Origin of the sequence: Chthonomonas calidirosea T49 (assembly GCF_000427095.1) — a bacterium.
Taxonomy (GTDB): domain Bacteria; phylum Armatimonadota; class Chthonomonadetes; order Chthonomonadales; family Chthonomonadaceae; genus Chthonomonas; species Chthonomonas calidirosea.
Genome location: NC_021487.1, coordinates 2,285,906 through 2,306,781, shown reverse-complemented (window position 1 = coordinate 2,306,781; position 20,876 = coordinate 2,285,906). Strand labels below are relative to the sequence as shown.

Genomic DNA, 20,876 nt, shown 5'->3' with positions numbered 1-20,876 from the left:
TTGTCTAAGATGCTAGCAGCTCGTTAGGGGATAACCCCTTATGCTCTCCTTTCTCAAACATCGGAGAGGTTTGGCCGAAAGTCTTTATAGCTCGGGACTTTCGGCCACTTTTTTTGACGGATGCCCCCCACTAGGCGCGCTCGTAGAACCGTTTTAGCAGAATAAGCCCTCCGATGAGCAGCAGCACAGCCAGCACGCTTACCAAGGTGCCCAAGGCCTCCTGCAGGAAGGCATGTTGCCCCTCGGAGGAAAGGGAGGCCTGCGCGCCTACTAACAGGATCTTCCGAACAAGCGAGATGATGCCTACGAGGAGAAACTCCTTCAGCGTGGCCTCGATCGAACGGGCGATAAGGTAGGTTAGGATGGTGCGCAGCAGCTCCAATAGAATGACCGCGAAGAGCAGCCCGCTTAGCAGCTCTAGGCTGATCTGGAGGAAGCTGTTCTCATGGGGCGCCTCTGTTCCCGCCGCGTGAATGCCGTTTGCAATGTGCACAACTTGCAACAGGAAGAGGCCAAAGCTGTAGAGCAGCACCGACGCTGCCGCCAAAATGAACAACACGGCCACACCGATATGGGCGAGATTATCGAGCCCTTCAAGAGAGGCCACGGCCTTTAACGTGTTTTGAGGGGGTGGCTCGTCCTGGGTCAAGTCTGTTCTCCTACCTGCATCTCCATCTCTTTTTTCAGAAGGCGTTTCAGCACCTTGCCGGTGCTGCTGCGTGGCAAGCTGTCACGGAAGAACACCTTGCGCGGCACCTTGTAGTCGGCTAGCCGGGCCCGACAGTAACGAATGAGCTCTCGATCGAGACCCTCTTGGCTAACCCCCTCTTTGCACACCACCACGGCCACGACCTCCTCACCACGTAGAGCGTCCGGTAGCCCAATGACGGCCACATCCGCCACGGCAGGATGCGTTATAAGCACCTCCTCCACCTCGCGTGGGTAGACGTTTAGCCCCGCGGTAATCACCATGTCCTTTTTTCTATCCACAATATAGAGGTAGCCATCCTCGTCTAAGCGGCCGAGATCGCCCGTGTGGTACCACCCATTGCGCATCGCCTCTCGCGTGGCCTCCGGTTGGTTGAGATAGCCCATCATCACATTGTCGCCACGCACCACGATCTCGCCCACCTCGCCGGTGGGTAAGGGCCTATCTTCGTCGTCCACAATGGCGATCTCCACGCCGGGAAGCGGAGGCCCTACGCTGCCCGGCTTGCGCGGGCCCTCCAGTGGGTTGGCGCTGGTAACGGGGCTACACTCTGTGGGGCCGTCGCCCTCGATAACGGGCACCCCAAAACGCTTCTCAAGCGCTTCCAGCATCGCCACCGGCAGCGGTGCACCGCCGGAAACCAAAAACCGCAGGCTCGAAAGATCGAGGGAGGGATCGGGGGGAAGCTGCAGCAGCGCATAGAACATGGCCGGCACGGCCGGCAACACGGTAACCCAATGACGCGCCACCGACTCCAGCACCTTTCCCGGCGAAAAGCTGTCTAAAAGCACGCTGCTCGCCCCCACCATCATCGGCAGGTTCATGCAGACCGTTCCGGCAAAGGCGTGAAACAGGGGTAGCACCGTGAGGAGCCTATCCTCGTGAGTAAACTGTAGACGCCCTAGCACCTGCTCGATGTTGCGGGTAAGGTTGCGGTGCGAAAGCATGGCCCCCTTGGGATGCCCCGTCGTTCCCGATGTGTAGAGAATGACCGCACAATCTTCTTCCTGTATGGAGGGCAGCGCTGCCGAGGATAGCGGCTCGTGAGTGAGCAGATCGGAGAGGAGGGTCAGGCCGGGAATGGCCTGTGGCGAGAGCGATGGGGAGGTTGGTGCTGAAGCGGTCGCTCCTGCAGCAAGGCATACGATATGGCGCAGCTCTGGAAGCTGCTTGCGGGCTTCAAGCACATTTGGCAGCAGGGGTTCCGCGGTGAGCACGAGCTTTACTCCGGCGTCGCCCCAAATGTAGGCAAGCTCGGGCGGTTTGAGCATCGGGTTGGCGGGCACGGATACCGCCCCCAAATAGGCGGCGGCGTAGTAGCCCATAATAAAGACGGGGCTGTTGGGCAGAAGGAGGGCCACCCTATCCCCGGCCTCCACTCCGAGCGCGGCATAGCCGGCGGCCAATCGGCGTGTCTGTTCGGAGAGCTGCGCAAAGGTGATGGGTTGATCGCGAAAAATAAGAGCTGTCTGATGGGGCAGACGTTGGGCACTGTTTTCTAACAGGTCACGAAGCAGCATCTTTCCTCTTCTCTCCTCGATTCGACATCGAAACGGAGTTCTCTTGGTAATAGACGCACAGATCGGTGAGGGGACAGACCTCACAGCGCGGGCGCAAGGCCTTACACACACGGCGCCCGTGCTCGATGAGGGCCACATGAAAACGATAGATGAGTTCAGGAGGCACCAACGCTTGCAGGAGATCGTGGGCTTTGGACTCGCCAACACGCTTTTCAATAAGCCCTAGGCGCCAAGCTACGCGAAACACATGGGTATCCACAGGAATAACGGGTCGCCCTAAGGCAAAGCAGAGCACGATGGCCGCTGTCTTTGGCCCCACGCCGGGAAGGGCCATAAGCCACCGGCGCGCCTCGTCATCGGGCATCTGTCGCAAAAAGTCGAGATCGTAGGCGCCTACCTTTTCCCGTATGGTGCGCAAAACGGCCTGTATGCGCGCCGCTTTGCTGTCTGCCAAACCGCCGCTACGAATGGTGTCGGCAAGCTCTTTTGTGGGCGCTTGCTCTACTGCCTCCCAAGAACAAAAACGCTCCTTTAACTGGCCAAAGGCGCGAAACGAGTTGGCATCTGAGGTGTGTTGTGAGAGGATGCAGGAGATCAGTTCATCCAACGGAGACATCCGCGGTTGCCATTCGGGCACACCATAGCACGCTTCCAGACGACGCACGATCTCGCGAATGCGTGTTTCTGTAGACGTCAAAGGGTTTTTCTGAGCCTCCATAATGCACATTCTACCTAAAGGCTGCCCAAAACCTGTGATCAGCGCCGCGCTGCTGCAATGGCTTTACGAAAAACGGCCTCAATTTTAGGGACCTGTTGCTCCACGGTGAAGTGGGCGCACACCGTTTCATAGGCCCGCTGACCGAGCTGAGCCCTTTTTTGGGGATCTTCGTACAGCTCCACCAGCGCCTTTACAATGGCCTGAGGGTCGGCCGGGGGAATGAGATAGATCGAATCCACCTCGGCGGCGCACTCCGGCGTGCCTCCCACCGCTGTGGCCACAATGGGCTTTTGTGCGGCCATCGCCTCGAGGATGGCCACCGGAAACATTTCGTCCAGCGATACCAACGTGTAAACATCAAAGGAGGCCAGCAGCTGGGGTACATCCTGCCGGTAGCCTAACCATAGTATCGCCTCTTGAACCCCCAACCGGCTCGCTTCTCGACGCACTTTTTGATAGTAGCTCTCCGTGCGAACGCTGCCGGCAAGCGCTAACCGCAGACGGGGTATTCTCTCTAGAAGCTGGGGCAAAGCCCGAACAAGATAGAGCTGCCCTTTGCGCGGCAGAAAATCGCCAATGGCGCCCACCAAAAAGGTCTCTTCGTCTACACCGAGGTCGGCTCGGGTCTGCAGGCGCGTGTGAGCGTCGAGCCCACGGAAGCGGGTTACGTCCACAAAGCCGTGGACGGTATCTATGCGGCTTGCACGAACCCGGTTGAACCGGAGATGGTAGCGGCGAGTCTGTTCGGAAACGGCGATGATGTGATGGGCAAACCACCAGTGTGGGTGGATTTTGTGAGAGTGCGCCGTGGTGACACAGGGAATGCCGCTGAAGCGCTGCAAAAAAACCCCAAAGTTATGGGCCCGCGACATGTGCGTGTTGATGACCTCGATCTGGCGCTCCCGCGCTAGGGCGGCCATGCGACGCAACTCGTCGAGAGGCCAACGGCGCATGTCGCTTTCAACGACCGTTACGTTGGCGGTATGGGCCAACTGCTGACCGATCCACGCGTTGTGCCGGCACACCAACACCACCTCATTGCCCCGACGGGCCAGCTCCTGCGTGAGCAGCAAACAGTGAACGACGGCCCCGTTAACCCCCACCCCGGAGATGATCTCCATTATTCGCATACGGCCGTCCCAGACTTATGGCAGGCCACTGCCTCATCAAAAACCCGCTGGAGGTTCGCAAAAGCGCGTTCCATGGTAAAGCAACGCCTCACTCGCTCCCTACCGGCAGCGCCAAGCCGCTTGCAGAGAGTCGCATCTTGTTGGAGGCGGCGCAAACAAGCGGCCATCGCTTGCACGTCGCCTGCAGGAGCCAACAGCCCCGTCTCCCCCTCTACTACGATCTCCGGAACCCCGCCGGCTCGAAAGGCCACCACGGGCTTCCCTGCCGCCATCGCCTCCAACACCACAAGCCCGAACGGCTCGCGGAGGGAGGGCAAACAGAACACCGTGAAGCGCCGCATGAGGGCCGGCATGTCTTCCCAAAACCCTAGCAGATGCAGACGTCCTTTGAGAGGGCCTTGGGCCATCTCCTCAAGCCAGGGGCGCATTCGGCCCTCCCCTGCGATCACAAAGTGAGCGCCCTCCAACCGTAGGGCCACCTCCACCAACTCGGCAAAGCCCTTCTTTGGGGAAAGATGCGCTGCCGCCCCAACACAAAACGCCTCCGAGGGAACATTGGCAAGCTCGGCAACCGGCCCTTCTTCGAAAGGAACAGGGTCTATGCCGTTATGCACCACACGTAGGCGCGCCCGTGGCAGCCCTTGACGCTCCATATGCATGGCTACGGCCTCCGAAACACAGACGAGCAAGGGGGCAAATCGGTAGCATAGGGCTGTGTTGAAACCATGAACCATCGCAACGCAGGGAATATGGCACCACCGTGCAGCCAAAGCGCCCCACAGTGTGGCACTGGAGAGGTGGGTACACACCAGATCCGGCTTGAACTGCAGAATGGCCTCTCGTAAAACCTGCAACGCACGCACATTGAACTTGCCGGAAATCGGCACGGCGGCACAGTCCACCCCCTCTTTACGCGCCCGGCTCTCATAAGCAGCATGAGGTTTCGTCAGCACACGAACAACATGCCCTTGTTGCATCTGAGCGCGCGCAATGCCAAGCACCAACAGCTCCGCGCCCCCTACATGTGAGGGCGTAATAAGATGAAGAACGCGCATAGCTATCCCTAGTACCCAAAAAGCTTCAAACGTTCTCTACAAACCCGATAGACCCAATCCGGTTCCATGTTGCGCATACAGTAGTAGCGTCCTTTACACGTAGGGTGACGATAGCACGGGCTACAAGAGAGGCCTAGATGCAGAGTGATATTTTGGGCGCCGTAAGGCCCGAAGCGCTTTGGGTCGGTAGGCCCCATGAGGGCGACGATCGGCGTCCCTACTAGGCTAGCGATATGGGTGGCACCGGTATCGCCTCCGAGAAACAGGTTGCAGCGGCTGATGGTGGCGGCCAGTTCGCGCGGTGTGGTGCACCCTACCAGAGAGAGAGGCCGCCCCTTCATCTGACCTCGGATCTCCTTATCGGCGGCCTCTTCGGCCCTGCCTCCAAAGAGGATCACGCTGAAGCCGGCCTCTAGAAACCGATCGGCCAGGCTTGCCCAGTGGGAGGGTGGCCATGTTTTATTGGGCACCGAGGCGCCTATATGCATGCCGATTCGTGGAGGGGGCGCTCCCTCCAAAAGCTCTTCCGCCCTCGCCACAAGGGCCGGATCGCGGGTGAGGTAGGCCGGTGGCTCTTCCGGCAGACGCTCCACACCTAAAAGCCGCGCGAAGTTGAAAAGGCATTCCACCGCATTGAGGTGGTCGGGTGCGGCAACGATGGGGTTCCCCGTTAAGAGGCCGCTGAACTCGCGCCCGCTCTCCCAAGTAAATCGCCGAGGAGCCCCCGAAAGACGCGCCAAACAGCCGCTGATGAAGAGCCCCTGCATATCCAAGGTGACATCCGGTCGAAACCGCCTAATGGGCTGCCACATGGCCATAATGGCCTTTATTCCGCGAGGGGCGATGAACAGCTCATCTATGGAGGGATTGCCCATGAGGAGATCGGCCAACCCGTTGCGCACCACCCAACCTATCTTCACATGCGGGTACGCTCTGCGAATGGCATCTACCGTTGGCACCGTTCTTGCCACGTCGCCGAGGGCGCTCATTTTAATGACCAGCAGGCGCTCCACGCTCTGCATATCTACCACCGGAGAGACCGACATCACCTCTTCCCCTCTGCAAGGTGTTCTGCAGCCGTGGAATCGGCCTGTTGAAGCGCTCCCTCCTGCCGTTCAAAAACCCACGGAGAGGCACGCCACCGATCGTGCAGCCAGAGCCACTGTGTGGGGTTCTTGCGGATCTGGCCTTCCAAGTGCCGGTTTACTAGGGTCATGATGGCCAAGACGTCGGCAGCGCGATCGCCGGTTGGCTCGTAGGCCACCGGGGGCTCAAACAGAATATGAAAACGCCCATCTTCACGTCGCGTACACCAGCTAAAGACAAGAGGCGCTTTGGTGTGGAGGTGGAGGACGGCCGGGCCGTCCGTTGTGCCTGTGGGCAGCCCGAAAAAGGGCACCACAATGTCGCCCGCATTCTGGTCGGGAAGAATGCCCACTAGCTCATTTTTTCGCAGCGACTGCAACACCGGTCGTACAGCCTCTCCGCGTTGAAACACGTGTGCCCCGTTTTGAAGCCGTGTGTTGGTAAGCAGCTTCTCCGTTTCAGGGTCTTCCGATCGCCGTGCGATGACGTTGAGGGGGTAGTTATGGGTGGCCAGCCATCGCGCTAAAAACTCCCAATTACCGAAGTGCCCGGTAATGATGAAGGCGCCGCGCTGCTTTGCCAAGGCTTGTTGTAGATGCTCCTCTCCCTCAACAACAGCCATCTGGTCTACGGTGGAGCGGTCAAGCTGAGGCAACTTTACGAACTCGGCCACGGCCATGCCGAAATGCAGAAAAACGGCGCGCGCCATGCGATGCCGCTCTCGTTTGGGCAGGTCAGGGTAGACGAGCGCCAGGTTCTTGTGCGCGGTGTTCCGATAGCGCTTCAAAACGCCGTAGAGAAGGAGCCCTATGCTACGTCCTACCCATCTAGCAGCCGGCAAGGGAAGCAGGCGAAAAAGGCCCACAACCGTTGGCAACCCCACACGTCCTGCCAGGCGAGTAAGGCGCTTCTTCAGGGGCAGTGGAGAGAGAACGGCCTCGGGGTTCACCATCGCCTATCCGCCTGTGCCTCCTCCACAGCTTTGAGGACTTCCGTCATAAACTCGTGCTCTGCATCAATGTGCATGCTTACCTGCAAAGCGGCCAAAGGCCGTGCAGAGCGCAGGGGCATCAGCTTCACCGCGTCTTTCTCCGTGGTAATAACGGCCTCGGCATTCACGGTACATGCCTTCTCCATCACCTGTTCGATCTCCTTAGGAGTATACACATGATGATCGCGAAAACGAAAGCTAGCTGCCAGTATACCGCCAAGCTCGCCGATCATGCTTTCAAAAAGCGTTGGGTCGGCGATAGCGGAAACGGCCACCACACGCCGCCCAGCGAGCCACTGCGCCGGCACGTAGACCTGGTCGGCAAGAAAACGCAGTTGGCCGGGAACAGGGTCTGCGGTGAAGATGGGCTTTCCCGGCGCGAGGCGGCGGATGCGGGCTCGAAGGGCTTCCAAAGCCGCGACCGTCAGGCGCCCGGCATTGGTTAGCAAAATGATGTGGGCACGGCGGAGGTGAGAAGGCGGCTCCCTTAACAGGCCGCGGGGGAAGATCCAGCCGTTGTCAAAGGGGTTGAGCGCATTTACCAGCACAATTTCGACGTCACGATGAAGCTGCCAAAACTGCATTCCATCGTCAAGCACCAAAACGTCGGGTTGAAACTGGCCGATGGATAATGCTCCCGTCACACGCCGATCTTTGCCCACAACCACCGGCACGCCGGGGAGATTACGGGCGAGTAGATAGGCTTCATCGCCGGCCTCTTGAACGCTCAGACGAATCTTTTGTCCATCCGAAACGATGGCGCTGCCGTGCTCGAATCTCCCTCGATAGCCTCTGCTGAGCACGGCGGGCTGCAGCCCCTCCTCCTTCAACAGACGGCAGAGCGTGTGGACGGTGGGCGTTTTTCCCGTGCCACCCGCGGTGATGTTGCCGACGCTGATCACCGGCCGTGGCAGGCGGGTGCGCCGCCGCAGGCCTACTTGGTAGATAAGGAGATACAGCTCGAGGCCTACCCGATGGAGCAGCGCCAGCAAAAGCAGAAAGCCCCTCAAAAGAAGCGGCACAACCCCACGCCGCCCCCGTATAACGGAGAGCATATAGGCTTCGAGAGACTTTGTGGCTGTGGGTCGTTTCTCTTTTGTCATCGCAAGGCTCCCGCTTTTAACAGAGGGGCAAGGGCTTCGATACATCTTTGGGAGGCCCCACGATTGGCTTGGATCAGCGATTGGGCGCGGTGAGCGAGCTTTTCAAGGAGACACTTGTCTCCTAAAAGCTGCAGCGCCTTAGCGGCCAGCTCCTCAGCATTTGCCACAGGAAAAGCCACACCGGCCTCTTGCGCCAATGTCACCTCGGCTCGGATAGTGGCGTAGTGAGGCCCATGGAGAACCGGCTTGCCGTGCGCCAGCGGCTGCAAAATGTTCTGCCCCCCACCCTGAACGACTGGAGGAAATGTGTTGCCCAGGAAGGTCACATCCGCGACCGCGTAGACATCCGCCAGTTCGCCCATCGTATCGAGCACGAGACAGTCGGTTACAGAGGCTTGAGGGGATGTGCGTCGTGCGGGGTTTAGGTTTGCCTGGCGGAGAATCTGCAAGGTCTCCTCCACGCGGCTCAGCTGGCGTGGCGCTACGATTAGACAGAGGGAGGGCAGGCGCCGTCTCATCTGGAGAAAAGCCTGCACAACGATTCTCTCTTCATTCGCGCTTCGCGTGCTGCCAGCCACCAAAACCGGGGCCTCTAACGGTAATCGCAATTCGGCCTTCATCTGTTCCCGTCGCGCCCTGTCCAGAGGGTGCAGCTCTTGGTCGAACTTCGTGTTGCCCACCACGTGTATACGTCCTTCGACCGGCGCTCCGCCCAAGACAGCGACCCTCTCCGCATCGGCTTGAGATTGCATGAGGAGAAGGTCTACATTGCCAAGCATCCACCGAAAAAGGCCGGGAGCGAAGCGGCGCGCGCGTTCAAAGCTTCGTGGGGTTATCCGGCCGTTGACGAGGGCGGTGTTGACCCCGTGGCGCTTTAGCATATGAAGGAGATTGGGCCAGAGCTCGCTCTCCAAGCTGACGTAGAGCTGGGGACGCAGCGTTCGGACGACGCGTTTTACCACCCAGGGCAGATCGAAGGGGGCATAGAAGAGCCCTTCAAGCCACGCCGCAGCCTGCTTTACGGCCACCTCATGGCCAGCCGGCGTGATAACGCTGAGAAACAGAGCGTGGTCGGGAAAGCTCGATTTTAACGCGCGCAGAATCGGTAGACTCGCCACCACCTCGCCGGCCGATACCGCGTGAACCCAGATGCGGTTTGGAGAGAGAGAGTCGAAAGAGGGCAGGTGCCCCCAACGTTCAGACCAGCCAGGGCGCGATTTCCCGGAGAGGAAACGCTGCGCCAAGAAGAGGGTTAGAAGGGGTGAGGTGGCAGCAAGCAACAGGTTGTAACGATAGTAGGCCGCGTTCTCGTTGTTCAATCCGCCCCTTCCTCCCCTGCAAACACCTCGTTCCTTGCCCGCTTTCCTTCAGCGCAAAGCCTTTTGCGGACATGGGCCACTCCCTTCTTTTGCCCTCTTTTGGTAGGGCGCTAGCGCCTACCCCCGAATTTGCCAAGACAGCCTTTAGGCCGTGAGCGACTCGTGGCGGGCCTCTCGAGCGACGGCCACAGGTTCAGGCTGCGGTTTGCCCAATAGATCGCGGGCAGCTGCGGCAAAGTCGTGGGCGGTTAGCATGCAGAGCTGATGGAGGATAGGTATGGCGCCGTGTTCAATAAACTTATCGGGTACCCCGAAAAGCTTTACCCTCACATCCGTTACGCCGGCTTCCGCCAACAGCTCCAGGATGGCCGATCCAACGCCACCATGTACCACCCCTTCCTCCATCACGAGCATGCACCGCGTCTTCTTCGCGTAGGTTAGGATGGTCTCCGCATCCAGCGGCTTTGCCCATCGTAGATTAATAAGCGCCGCGTCTATTCCCTCCGCTCGCAGCGTCTTTGCGGCCTCGAAGGCCGGCACCACCATATTGCCGTAGGCAAACAGGGCGATGTCGCCGCCGTCAAGCAACACCTCGGACTTTCCGTATTCGATGGGTGCGCTTTCCACGGGCCATTCCACGGAGGGCGCATTCCCGCGCGGATAGCGCACAGCGATAGGCCCCGCATGAGGCCCCACCACATGCTCCTGCACCATATACCGCAGCATCTGCACCAGCTCCGGCCCATCTTTCGGCGCCAAGAGCGCCATGTTGGGAATGGGGCGCATGTAGGCGATGTCGAAGACACCATGATGGGTTGGGCCGTCGTCGCCCACCAGCCCAGCGCGATCGAGGCAGAAGAGAACGGGCAGGTTCTGGATGGCGACATCGTGAAGGATCATATCGTAGGCGCGTTGAAGGAAGGTGGAGTAGATGGCCGTGATAGGCTTCATGCCTTCGGCAGCCAGCCCAGCCGCAAAACAGACCGCATGCTGCTCCGCGATGGCCGTGTCGAAATAGCGATCGGGGAACTGTTTGCTGAACGGCGTTAGCCCCGTGCCATCCGGCATGGCGGCGGTTATCGCGACGATCTTGGGGTCTTCAGCGGCCAGCTCAAGAATCGTTTTGCTAAAGTAGCTCGTCCACGATTGGCCGCTCGATTTGCTGCTTGCTGCGGTGCCTTCTGCCGTCTCCTTAAACATAGGTGGAGTTACGGCGTGCCATTTGCGGGCATCCTCTTCGGCCTTTTCGTATCCCTTGCCCTTCACGGTGAGCAGATGCACAAACACGGGCCCTTTGATGCTCTTAATGGCCGTGAAGAGGTCTATCAGCAGATCGAGGTCGTGACCATCCACCGGGCCGATGTACTGATAGCCTAGCTGTTCGAACAGAACACCGGAGTTCTCGGTGGAGACGAGATGGGTTAGGTTGTGCTTCAACACGGAACCGGCCGCTCGGAAAACGACTTGCCCAGGGGTTTTGTCAATACGCTTGAGCAGTCCACGTGTCCGGCTCTCCAGGCTCTGATAGAGCGGTGTCACGCGCAGTTTAGCTAGGTATTTGGCCAGCGCTCCCACGCTTTCGGCGATGGACATCTCGTTGTCGTTGAGCACGACCACAAAGTTTCGCCCACTGTGGCCCGCATTATGCAGCCCCTCTAGCGCGAGGCCTGCCGTCATGGCCGCGTCGCCAATAACGGCCAGCACATGCTCTTCGTTGCTCTTTCCGGCAAAATCACGAGCAACTGCAAAGCCATAGGCCGCCGAGATGCTGGTTCCGGCATGCCCCGCGCCGAACAGATCGTACTCACTCTCCTCACGCCGGAGAAAGCCGCTAATGCCCCCGTATTGGCGCAACGTGCTGAAGCGTTCAAGGCGCCCCGTCAGCATCTTATGGGCATAGCACTGGTGCCCTGTGTCCCAAATGATCTTATCTTTGGGAACGGAGTACACCGTGTGCAGCGCGAGAATAAGCTCCACCGCGCCTAGATCGGAAGCAAAGTGGCCTCCCGTTTGCGAAAGATGATCTACAATGGCCTGACGCAACTCGCGAGCGACCTGTTTGAGTTGGTCACGCGAAAGCGTTTTGAGGTCATCAGGGCTTTTTATTTGAGAAAGAATCTCGTACATAGTGTTTATTCCTCGCGGCCCCCGAACCTAGGAGCCGACACTCTCGCCTTAGAGAACCGACAGATTTTTCTAAGTATACACGATTCACACAACGTGTCGTGCACCTATCCCCTTATTGTACGAGCGGAGCTTTGGAAAACGCAACAAGAGGAAGGCACCGACAACAGGTAGCTTCGACAACATGCTAGAGTACAAACGATGATTCTACCCTTTTGTCTTTCCGGTGTCAATGTGAGGCACGGCTGCAGAGCAAAACCATGCGAACTTCGTTTCCATCGGAGAGGGCCTCTATGGCACCGTTCCGATCGGTTCGATAGATTTTTACGCCTGTCTGTCTTAATCTCTCTATTACGAGCGGGGAAGGATGGCCGTAGAGATTGTGCGCTCCCACCGAGATCACGGCGAACTTTGGATGCACAGCCTGTAGAAAACGGGGAGTTGTGGAGGTGTCGCTGCCGTGATGTCCCACCTTCAGCACATCACAGGCCAGGCTCTGCCCCTCGGAGAGCAAAGTCGCCTCCTCTGGCGCCTCGGCATCGCCCATCAGTAGAAAATGTGTCCGGCCATAGTCCACACGCACCACCACGCTGGCGTTGTTTGGGGGGCCGGAGCGCTCGGCAGAGGTTGGCGCTAGAAAATGCAGCGTTACTCCATCGCCGCAATCTATCTGCTCCCCAGGAAGCGGCGTTATGCGTGGGACATGACGGCGGTATGCAGCGGCCAGGTAGGCCGCCTCTTCCACGGAGTTTTCGCTTTGCCCGTTATCTACGAGGGCATCGCAAGGAAGGTTTTCGAGAAGCGTGGCAGCCCCTCCGATGTGGTCGGCATGGGGATGCGTGAGAATCAGGGCGTCTATATGGGTAAACCCTTCGACGTGAAAGAAAGGGATCACCACCTCGCGCCCCATATCCTCACCGGTCTCCTGGTTATCTCGGCCGGTGTCTACGACGAAAATTCGGCCGCTGGGTGTAGCGAGGACGGCAGCATCGCCCTGCCCTACATCCAGAAAATAGACGCGGAGCCCCTTTTCACCCTGCCGCGCGAGGGCGCTCCAACCAAGCAAAATGAGGCTAATGCCCAACAGGAGAACCAGCAGGAGCAGGTAGGTTCGGATGGCGATAGAGATAGCAAAGCGGCGGATGATTACCTTAGAGGAGGCGCGCATCTTAAAACTCCTCCTCGATGGGCAACTGGTGTAAGGGCATGGTGTGCCTGAGGAAAAGTAGGCCTATCAAGAGAAGCCCATAGAGCAACACGATAAGGCCGATTGGGGGTGAGCCTACGGAGAGTTCAGCCCAAAGGGGTTTTGAGAAAAGCGCCGATAACCCGATGAGGGCTTTCAGCCCGATCGAGATGCAAAGCAGAAGGGGATGAGCCAACAGCGGGTGGACGGCAGCGACCAAAACGGCCGCATACCCTAAAAACAGTAGCGGCAGCGCGACGAGCAGCAGGCAAAAGTTGGCCATGGGCGCCGTAACGGAAAGCGTATGGAAGTGATAGGCCACCAGAGGAGCGGCGCCGATCTGGGCTGCGAGCGAGAGGAAGAGAGTGGTGTAAAGGAAACGCCCTAAGGGGATGAGGAGGCGCTCGATGGAGGTTTTGTGTAGGCGGTTCTGAAGCAGGTGTCTGAGAGGGTACTCGATGACGGGTGCAAGGAGCGCAATAGTGATGACCACCGCGTAGGAGAGCTGAAAACCCGGAGTGAGCAGCATCTGGGGGTTCCAAAGGAGCAACAGCAAAGCCGAAGCACAAAGAGCTCCCGTGAAGTCCGGCTCCCGTTCAAAGAGAGGGGCCATGAGGTACAACCCAAGCATGGTGGCGGCACGAAGCACCGCGGGGCGTCCGCCCGCCATAACCACGAACAGGCCGAGGGCGCACACGGTGAGCAGTAGCGCCATTTTGCGCGGCATCCCCACCACTCTTTGAGCCATCCAAAGAAGCAGCAGCGTGAACATCCCCACGTGCAACCCCGCTGTTGCCAGCAGATAGGTAGCGCCTGTGCGATCGAAAGATGAGGCCAGCTCCGGCGCAAGACCTTGGCGGTTTCCAAAGAGTAGCGCGCTGAGCAGCCCCACCTCAGTGCCGGGCAGATAGCCCCTGAATGCAGCGAGAGCGCGCCTCTGCAGGAAGAGAGCCGCCCGTTGAAAAGGCGCTTGAAGAGGGCGCGAGGGAAGCCGTCTCCATGCGAAGTCGCCTCGCGCGATGAGCACCAAACGCGAGTCGGAGCCCTCATCGGAACAACAGGCTGGGCTGCCCGGATCGCGCAGCGGCATGGAGGGAGCGATCTTGCCGTGCACCTCGATGCGATCGCCGTAAAGGGGAGAAGCGGCGATGTTCGGAGGGGCCGGCAGATAGACTCGAATATCTTGAGAGAGAGGTATCGAGCTATGCGGGCCATCCAGCCATCGCTCAACGTGCATGTCGGCCCGCAGAAGCCGAAAATGGCTGGCCGTGAGCAGCAGTTCCGGATCGGTTTGGAGCGTTCCTTGAAGAGTTACAAGGCCGCCATCGGGCCAAGGGGAGGGCGTTTGCCTTGAGGCAATGTGGGCGCGAAGACCTCCCAGAAGGAAAGCGAGGGCCATAAAAGCCGCTAGAACGCCCGCAGAGCGCCGCCAAAAGAAAAGGCAGCAATCAAGTACCAAAAACGCGATAAAGGCCGTGAAAAGGGCATTTAGAGGCCATAGAAGGCCTATTCCCGCTCCGGCGGCGAAGCCCACTGTAATCCAGCCGATGGGGCGTGGCCTCACGACTCCTCCAATCTACAAAGGGGGCAGAGCGCGTAGGGCGTTTTATGGAGCACTTGGCACTTTTTGCAGGCTTTCCAACCGCGCTCTAAACGCCAGTGGTAGAGCCGCGCTTCCATTTCGAGCCGGTGCGCTATCGCCTGGCGAACGCGCGCATTCGAGATGCTCGCTAGGGAAGCGAGGCGCGCTTTGAGAAGCTCCTGTTCCTCATCGGTTAAAACGACTTTGCGCAGCTCCTCCGCGGTCGGCTCCTCTTCCTCAGGGAAGGAGGGGTCTTCTCCATCTACTCCCTGAGCGCGGAACACGATATCCGTGACGACTCCAGGGCCGAGAAGTCGGGCCAGCTTTTGAAGCAGCTTGTGTTTGTGCAGAGCCAACTCTTGTGACCAGGTGGAGCTGCGCGTACGCACAAAAAGCACGCCGTTACGGATCATCTCTGCGCGGGAGGCTTTGGCCGCCTGCTCTCCCGCGACGCGTGGCCAACAGACCAAAGCGAGGCTCTGCCGAATGAGCGGCGCGCTTTCTAGAGGGGCGATGGCCTGCATAAGCGCCTCGGCCAAAGGGCCCCCTTTCAGTAAAGGGATGAGCGGATCGTCTGGCTTATCAGGTCGCCTCATAGCAAAATTCACGCGAAACCACCGGCCTTAACCGCACAAAGGGGTCGCGCCTCTCCTTTCTCTACAGTGTCTTCTTATGCTAGAAACGGTGCCAAGCTGCCTACCGCGGCTCTTTTTTTAAGACGGCCGCGTCTTCCGGTATCGGTTGTTCTGGCGCCTCTTTCGAGAAATGCGTCCCGAATCCCTCAAAACAGACGGTTCCCGCCCTCACGTGAAAGACGGCGGCCTCTCGCAGAATCTCTTTTGGAAAGCTGCGTAGGTTGGTGCAGGTAAGAAAAGTCTGACATCGCCCCTGCACCCATTTCAAGAGCCTTCGGCGCCGAACATCGTCGAGGTCGCTCATCACGTCATCAAGCAGCATCACGGGAGGCTCCCCTATGAAACGCTCCATAAGGCAGAACTCTGCCAGCTTTAGGGAGAGCGCCACGGTGCGCTGCTGCCCCTGCGAGGCATAGATACGGGCATCTACGGCGTTGATCAGAAAGACGAGATCGTCGCGCTGCGGGCCGATAAGGGTTGTGCCTCTTCGTAGCTCCTCATCGAGTACCCGCTGCAAATGGCGCTCAAAAAGGCTCCTTAGCTGGCTCTCCTCCGCATCGTACACGACGGTAAAGGGGGAAACCGTCCCTGTGGAGACCTCACCCCCAGCGTCCTTTCCCTCAGCCGCCATTAGAGTTGAGGCTCCTGACTCTTGCGTTCGCGGCAACTCCTCGGAAGTAAGGTCAATTCCGGGCTGGTAGCGCAGCTCGAGCTTCTCTTTGCCGTCGGTTAGCTCTGCGTGGATCTGGGCGGCTAAGGGGGTCAGGCGCTCGATGTAAAACAGCCGCCTCCGGATCAGCGAGGTTCCATAGCGAACCAGCTGTTCATTCCATACCTCCAACCCAGAATCCTTTCGCGGCAGGCGCATCTCTCGCAGATCGCGCAGCAGACGGTTACGCTGCTCCAACACCCGGCGATAGTGAGCGAGATCGTATACATAGCGCGGGCTGATCTGCGATATCTCCATGTTGAGAAAGTGGCGCCTATCGGCGGGCTCGCCGGAAATGATGGCAAGTTCCGATGCTCCAAAGAAAACGGCGTTAAACTGACCGAGAAGGTCGAGCACACGTTCGCGCTTGAGATGGTTGATCTGAACGCTTTTGCGGTCGGTTGGAAGGATGGTCAGGAACAGGTCCACCTCTCCTTCGCGCTCACGAACGATCTCGGCATGGATTTGGGCCCGCTCGGCGCCGGCGCGTATCATCTGCGAGTCGCGCCCAGCACGCATGGAGCGCGTCGTGGCAAGCAGCACGATGGCTTCGAGCACATTGGTTTTGCCTTGCGCGTTCTTGCCGTAGAGGATGTTCATGCCCTCTGTCGGCTCGAGCACAAGTTCAGCATAGTTGCGAAAGTCGGTTAGGTACAGGCGGCGAATGTGCATTGCAACTGTAATTGTAGCAGAATGCTGGGGCGAAGGGTTTTTTTGTACCGTTTTTTATCGTCCGACCGCGCTCTTATAGAACAGGCACTATTATTATATATAAAAAGAATCTTATTGTTATTATTATAGCGCCCCATTTTGGTGGAAAACTTTGTAATAAACTGTTCCTTTGTATTCTCAAAATTTCGTTATTTACACTTATTTCATCTTAACATACACTACTTCAACTTCAAAAATGTAGACAGAGTTAAACTCACTTCCATCCCAGTTTTCCACCAAGAGGCCCGATTTTTGGTGGAAAACTTGGTGGAAAACTGCCGATTTTGGTGGAAAACTGCCGTTTTTTGGTGGAAAACTTCGGCCTCAAAATCTTGGTGGAAAACGTTTTTTTGAGGTTTTGGTGGATAGTTTTGTTGTACAACGACGTTTTGTTAACTTCGGTTTTTTATCCTTCTCTCATTTTTGGGTAATTATGCCCTATTTTGGTTTACTGGTTATTGGTGGATAGTTTTGCTAGTTTGGTGGAAAACTCGCCAATTTTGGTGGAAAACTGCCTGGGTTTTGGTGGATAGTTTTGTTATTCAGTTAAAAATGAGAGTAAAACTTTCGTTCGCCCAGAGTCCTGTCCCATAACTCTATTATCGGACGTTGGAACACGCCTCTTCACCCCTCCCAAGGCATACTTAGAAACCGCCTTTGGGCGCCTCCCCATAGCTTTTTTCCGTAATCTCTATGGCGAAAGTGCTGGGTTTTAGGACGATGATGATTATGATCGGGCGTAAAGCGCCTCAATGCAGGATTCTGCCGCGGGAAAGGCGAACACCAAGCTATGTTTTGCACTCGTAGAGCCCTTTTTCCCATGCTCTTCCTGCTCGGCCTCTTTCTCACATTCTGGCCGGTTGCAGGCCAATCGAACCCCAGTGGGTGGAGCTGGATATGGAGTCCGGATGGCAACCACCCACCGGAAACGCTCTTTTTCCGGCTTCGTTTTCGTCTTCCGCGCCGACCTTCCTCCGCGGTGCTTTACATAACGGCGGACGATGCCTTCGAGGCCTACATCAATCAGAGCCGCAAGCCGGTGGCCACGGGCGATGACTGGACCACCGTGCGGAGCTTCGATGTGACCTCTTACCTACGCGCCGGACTAAATCTGCTGGCGGTAGAGTGCCAAAATCAGCGTGGTCCGGGCGGGCTGCTTTTCAAGCTGGTCGTGACGATGGGCCCCAACAACGTGCTGACGCTGGTCTCCGACGGTAACGTGCGGGTAAGCCGACACCCGCCGGTCGCCTGGAACTCCTTAAAGTTAAACGACGCGAATTGGCAGCATGCTCTGGTCATCGCCCCGGAGGGGGGAGGGGTGTGGGGGCCACTGCACGGTGCGCTCTCTTTCGATTACTCTCGCATCGTGCGCATCTGGGATCTCACGCAGGGGCTTCCTCAGGGGGCCGATCTCTACCAGGCGCCACGTCCTCTTGGGGCGCGTATGCCCATGATGTCCAGCATGGCGGGTGTAGACGACATGAAGCTTGTGGCCAACGCCGGCTTCACGCTGTTCCAATCCAATTCGGATAACCTCTCAACAGAGGAGGAAGCGCCTGGCAAATGGAACTGGACGGTGCCTGCACAGGCCTGCACAACGGCCCATCGGCTTGGCTTGGACTGGAGCTACTTCGAGCACGAAGCCTTTCCGCCCCCGTGGTATCGAGAGAAGGTGCCTTTTACTCGCATAGAGTGCATGGAGCATCACCTGCCCGTGCAGGCCTTTTCGCCGTGGGACCCCTCTTGGAAGACGTTTATTGAGCAGGGCTATGCCGCTTTGGCTAAGGAGTTTGGGGGGGCAAACAAGCCTCAGGAAGCCGGAGCCAACTCAGGCGCCCTCAACGTGCTCTGCGTAGGCATCCACGGCGATTATGGGCAGGCGGGCCTGCTTACGGGCGGCAGAGTGCGCGTTCCGGAACAGCGGGAAGACTGGATAAAGCGTTTCGGAAATGCCCACGATCACCTCGGTTTTTGGTGCGCCGATCCTCTCGCCCAAGCGGACTTCCGTAAGGCTATGCTGGAGAAGTACCATACGCTGAGCGCTCTAAATGCGGCATGGCATACCCACTACCAGAGCGTCAACGACATCGCCTATCCTCCTGACCTCTACGACCCACCCGATTTTCTCGATCGCCAGCACTATCTCGATTTTATCGAGTGGTATCGAGATAGCGTGGGGCGAGCCATTCGATGGAACCTAGAGGCCGCCCGAAAGAACTTTCCTAACACCCTCCTGCTGCTGCCTGCCGGCTTTGCTGATGAGGACCTACGAGGTGGAAACGATAACAGCCTCATCCCAAAACTGGCGGCGCGCTACAATGCCGCCGTGCTTTCGTACCATGGCGGGGCAAAGCCCTTTGCGCAAAATGCGGCCACGGAGTTGGGGCGCTTAGGGAGCGCATGCCGCTTCTACGGAGCCCCGCTGTGGGTGGCCACGCCAGGAAGCCTTACACCCGATCAAACGGTGGAGCGCATCTATGAGGCCGCGTCGCAAGGGGCCGCCGGTTACTTCGACTGGGCAAGCAACGTGCTCTCCGACGCCAACCGAAACGTCTACTACCGCTACGGTCGCTTCCTGCAGATTGACCGGCCCATCGTTGACGTGGCGATGTTTTATCCGGCCAGGGCTCAGGAGATAAGGCCTCAGGAGGGCTACAACGAGACCTTCGCACGGGCCTGCGCCGAGCTAAGAGACTATGCCGACTTCGATATCGTGGATGATCGAATGGTGGATGACGGCTGCCTTAGCAACTACCGCATTCTTGTCCTGTGGGAAGGGACGATCTGCCAGCCGCAGACCCTCCAAAAGATCAAGGAGTGGGTAAACAACGGCGGAGTACTTATTGCCTACGATTTCGGCAAAGTGACCGATTTCAACGGCGATATCTCCTGGTTTAAAGATCTGTTTGGGTATGTTCAAGACCTACAGCCCGCCTATATGCGAGAGCGCTACTTGGGCGATTTGCCCAGTACCTATCGCATTCCGGTGGGAGACCCGGAGATGGCCGGATTTTTAGAAGGGCAGTGGGCCGAGCCGGACACCGCCGATGGTATCGTGCGAAGGTGGACAGGCGAAACAGCCACCGTGCGTCTACCGCTCGACGTACAGAAACGCTATGTGTTGGTGGTTCATGCCAGCGTTCCACCAGAAGCCGCCGATCTTAAACATGAGCTTTTCGTGAACGGTCGGAAGCTAGGCGACCTCGACACCGTGGGCGACGTGCGCTATCGCTTTCTGCTGCCTAGCGACCTTTTCGACGACAACCTACAGGATCGCATCGCTCTGGCCAGTCTCACCTTTCGCTCGCAGACCTTTCTACCAGCAAAGGGTGCGGCGGGTACTGCCGGGCCAGGCCCTCTAGGTATCCATGTGGAATCGGTGGGCGTAATGGCGCTGGAGGGTACCGAGACGGAGAGCCCAGAGGATGCCATAGAGAAAGCGCCAGTACCCCCTGGACGCATTCGCTCCTATATTAACCTTAGTCACCTTACTTCACCTACCTCATCCCAGAGCTGGGTGCGACGCTATGGCAAGGGGCTAACCATCTACTTCCCTGCAACCCGCGATCTCCTTAAGGGCTATCTTCAAGTCGTCTGTTTTGCCATCTATCACCTAAGTCAGATCGACCCTGGGCGAAAAGATGCTCTGCCCATAGACGATACTGAAGACGGCGTCTATGCGACTCTCTTCCCCGACAAAATTCTCTACTACAACTCCACCGATGAGGAGAAGACAGAGCATGTCGTCATCCCCGCCGAGGATTTTGCTATGTGGAAAGACCAGGTGATGGTTCCGCAGCAAAACGAGTGGACGCTGCACCTTCCTCCGCATAGCATCGGTGCCATCTATTTTGGCACGCCGCCTCAGGAGCTTCTCTACGAGTGCGAGGGATTCACGCAGCCGAACGGCATGAAACCGCGCTCTTCACCTGATTGCAGCCCTGGCACCGGCCCCACCTGCCTCTTTGTGGCTGCTGGGAAGAGCATCGGCACGCGATTCCGCATTGAGGTGCCGGGAAACTACAAGGTGTTCTATCGTGTCCTCCATGGAGAGCAACTCGCCACCGCCCAAATCCAGATAGATGGCCAGCCCGTCGTGGGTGACGATAGCCTCCACGGCCAAACACGATTGGCAGGAACGGTCAATCTAACGGCAGGAGTCCATACGCTGACCCTTACGGCTCCTTCCAATTTAGCCGTGCGGGCCGATTTTGTTCTGCTCTCTAACGACCCAGATGTTGCTGGCTACACCTTTGCCCTTCAAACCAGCCCGTTAAACTAAACGCTGCTGTTAAAGC

The 20,876-nt window shown here is 58.1% G+C and carries 15 protein-coding genes; 1 reads left to right on the top strand and 14 read right to left on the bottom strand.

Going from position 1 to position 20,876, the window contains the following annotated elements; all coding sequences use genetic code 11:
• Positions 1 to 130: 130 nt before the first annotated feature.
• The 14 genes from CCALI_RS09590 to recF form a co-directional block, all read right to left on the bottom strand.
• Positions 131 to 649, bottom strand: a complete 519-nt coding sequence (locus CCALI_RS09590; RefSeq protein WP_016483285.1) for a phosphate-starvation-inducible PsiE family protein — start codon at positions 647 to 649, stop codon at positions 131 to 133.
• The gene (locus tag CCALI_RS09585) at positions 646 to 2,229 is read right to left on the bottom strand and encodes a long-chain-fatty-acid--CoA ligase (protein ID WP_016483284.1); all 1,584 of its coding nucleotides are present in this window, start codon (positions 2,227 to 2,229) and stop codon (positions 646 to 648) included. The genes CCALI_RS09590 and CCALI_RS09585 overlap by 4 nt, the downstream gene beginning before the upstream one ends.
• The gene (locus CCALI_RS09580) at positions 2,216 to 2,947 is read right to left on the bottom strand and encodes an endonuclease III domain-containing protein (protein WP_016483283.1); all 732 of its coding nucleotides are present in this window, start codon (positions 2,945 to 2,947) and stop codon (positions 2,216 to 2,218) included. The genes CCALI_RS09585 and CCALI_RS09580 overlap by 14 nt, the downstream gene beginning before the upstream one ends.
• 38 nt (positions 2,948 to 2,985) lie before the next feature.
• The gene (locus CCALI_RS15255) at positions 2,986 to 4,077 is read right to left on the bottom strand and encodes a glycosyltransferase family 4 protein (RefSeq protein WP_081648351.1); all 1,092 of its coding nucleotides are present in this window, start codon (positions 4,075 to 4,077) and stop codon (positions 2,986 to 2,988) included.
• On the bottom strand, positions 4,068 to 5,132 hold the full coding sequence (locus tag CCALI_RS09565; protein ID WP_016483281.1) for a glycosyltransferase family 4 protein: 1,065 nt from the start codon (positions 5,130 to 5,132) through the stop codon (positions 4,068 to 4,070). Before CCALI_RS09565 ends, CCALI_RS15255 begins: the two co-directional genes overlap by 10 nt.
• A gap of 8 nt (positions 5,133 to 5,140) precedes the next feature.
• Positions 5,141 to 6,178: a glycosyltransferase family 9 protein gene (locus CCALI_RS09560; RefSeq protein WP_016483280.1), complete on the bottom strand. Its 1,038-nt coding sequence runs from the start codon at positions 6,176 to 6,178 to the stop codon at positions 5,141 to 5,143.
• Entirely contained in the window at positions 6,178 to 7,170 is a 993-nt protein-coding gene (locus CCALI_RS09555; RefSeq protein WP_016483279.1) for a lysophospholipid acyltransferase family protein, read from the bottom strand. Before CCALI_RS09555 ends, CCALI_RS09560 begins: the two co-directional genes overlap by 1 nt.
• Positions 7,164 to 8,312, bottom strand: coding sequence for a tetraacyldisaccharide 4'-kinase (gene lpxK / locus CCALI_RS09550; RefSeq protein WP_016483278.1), 1,149 nt, complete (start codon positions 8,310 to 8,312; stop codon positions 7,164 to 7,166). The genes CCALI_RS09555 and lpxK overlap by 7 nt, the downstream gene beginning before the upstream one ends.
• Positions 8,309 to 9,631, bottom strand: a complete 1,323-nt coding sequence (locus CCALI_RS09545; protein WP_016483277.1) for a 3-deoxy-D-manno-octulosonic acid transferase — start codon at positions 9,629 to 9,631, stop codon at positions 8,309 to 8,311. The genes lpxK and CCALI_RS09545 overlap by 4 nt, the downstream gene beginning before the upstream one ends.
• A gap of 144 nt (positions 9,632 to 9,775) precedes the next feature.
• Positions 9,776 to 11,758: a 1-deoxy-D-xylulose-5-phosphate synthase gene (gene dxs / locus CCALI_RS09540; protein WP_016483276.1), complete on the bottom strand. Its 1,983-nt coding sequence runs from the start codon at positions 11,756 to 11,758 to the stop codon at positions 9,776 to 9,778.
• 226 nt (positions 11,759 to 11,984) lie between these two features.
• Positions 11,985 to 12,923 (bottom strand): ComEC/Rec2 family competence protein, encoded by a 939-nt coding sequence (locus CCALI_RS09535; protein WP_016483275.1) that lies wholly within the window; start codon positions 12,921 to 12,923, stop codon positions 11,985 to 11,987.
• Between the two features lies 1 nt (position 12,924).
• Entirely contained in the window at positions 12,925 to 14,505 is a 1,581-nt protein-coding gene (locus tag CCALI_RS09530; RefSeq protein ID WP_016483274.1) for a ComEC/Rec2 family competence protein, read from the bottom strand.
• Positions 14,502 to 15,119: a DciA family protein gene (locus CCALI_RS15250; protein WP_081648349.1), complete on the bottom strand. Its 618-nt coding sequence runs from the start codon at positions 15,117 to 15,119 to the stop codon at positions 14,502 to 14,504. The genes CCALI_RS09530 and CCALI_RS15250 overlap by 4 nt, the downstream gene beginning before the upstream one ends.
• A gap of 100 nt (positions 15,120 to 15,219) precedes the next feature.
• Positions 15,220 to 16,539, bottom strand: coding sequence for a DNA replication/repair protein RecF (recF, locus tag CCALI_RS15245; protein WP_016483272.1), 1,320 nt, complete (start codon positions 16,537 to 16,539; stop codon positions 15,220 to 15,222).
• An 829-nt stretch (positions 16,540 to 17,368) separates the two neighbouring features.
• On the opposite strand from recF, the gene CCALI_RS09515 reads away from it, so the two are divergent.
• A complete protein-coding gene (locus CCALI_RS09515; protein ID WP_044949083.1) occupies positions 17,369 to 20,860 on the top strand; it encodes a family 14 glycosylhydrolase in 3,492 nt (1,163 codons plus the stop codon).
• The last annotated feature ends 16 nt before the right edge of the window (positions 20,861 to 20,876 follow it).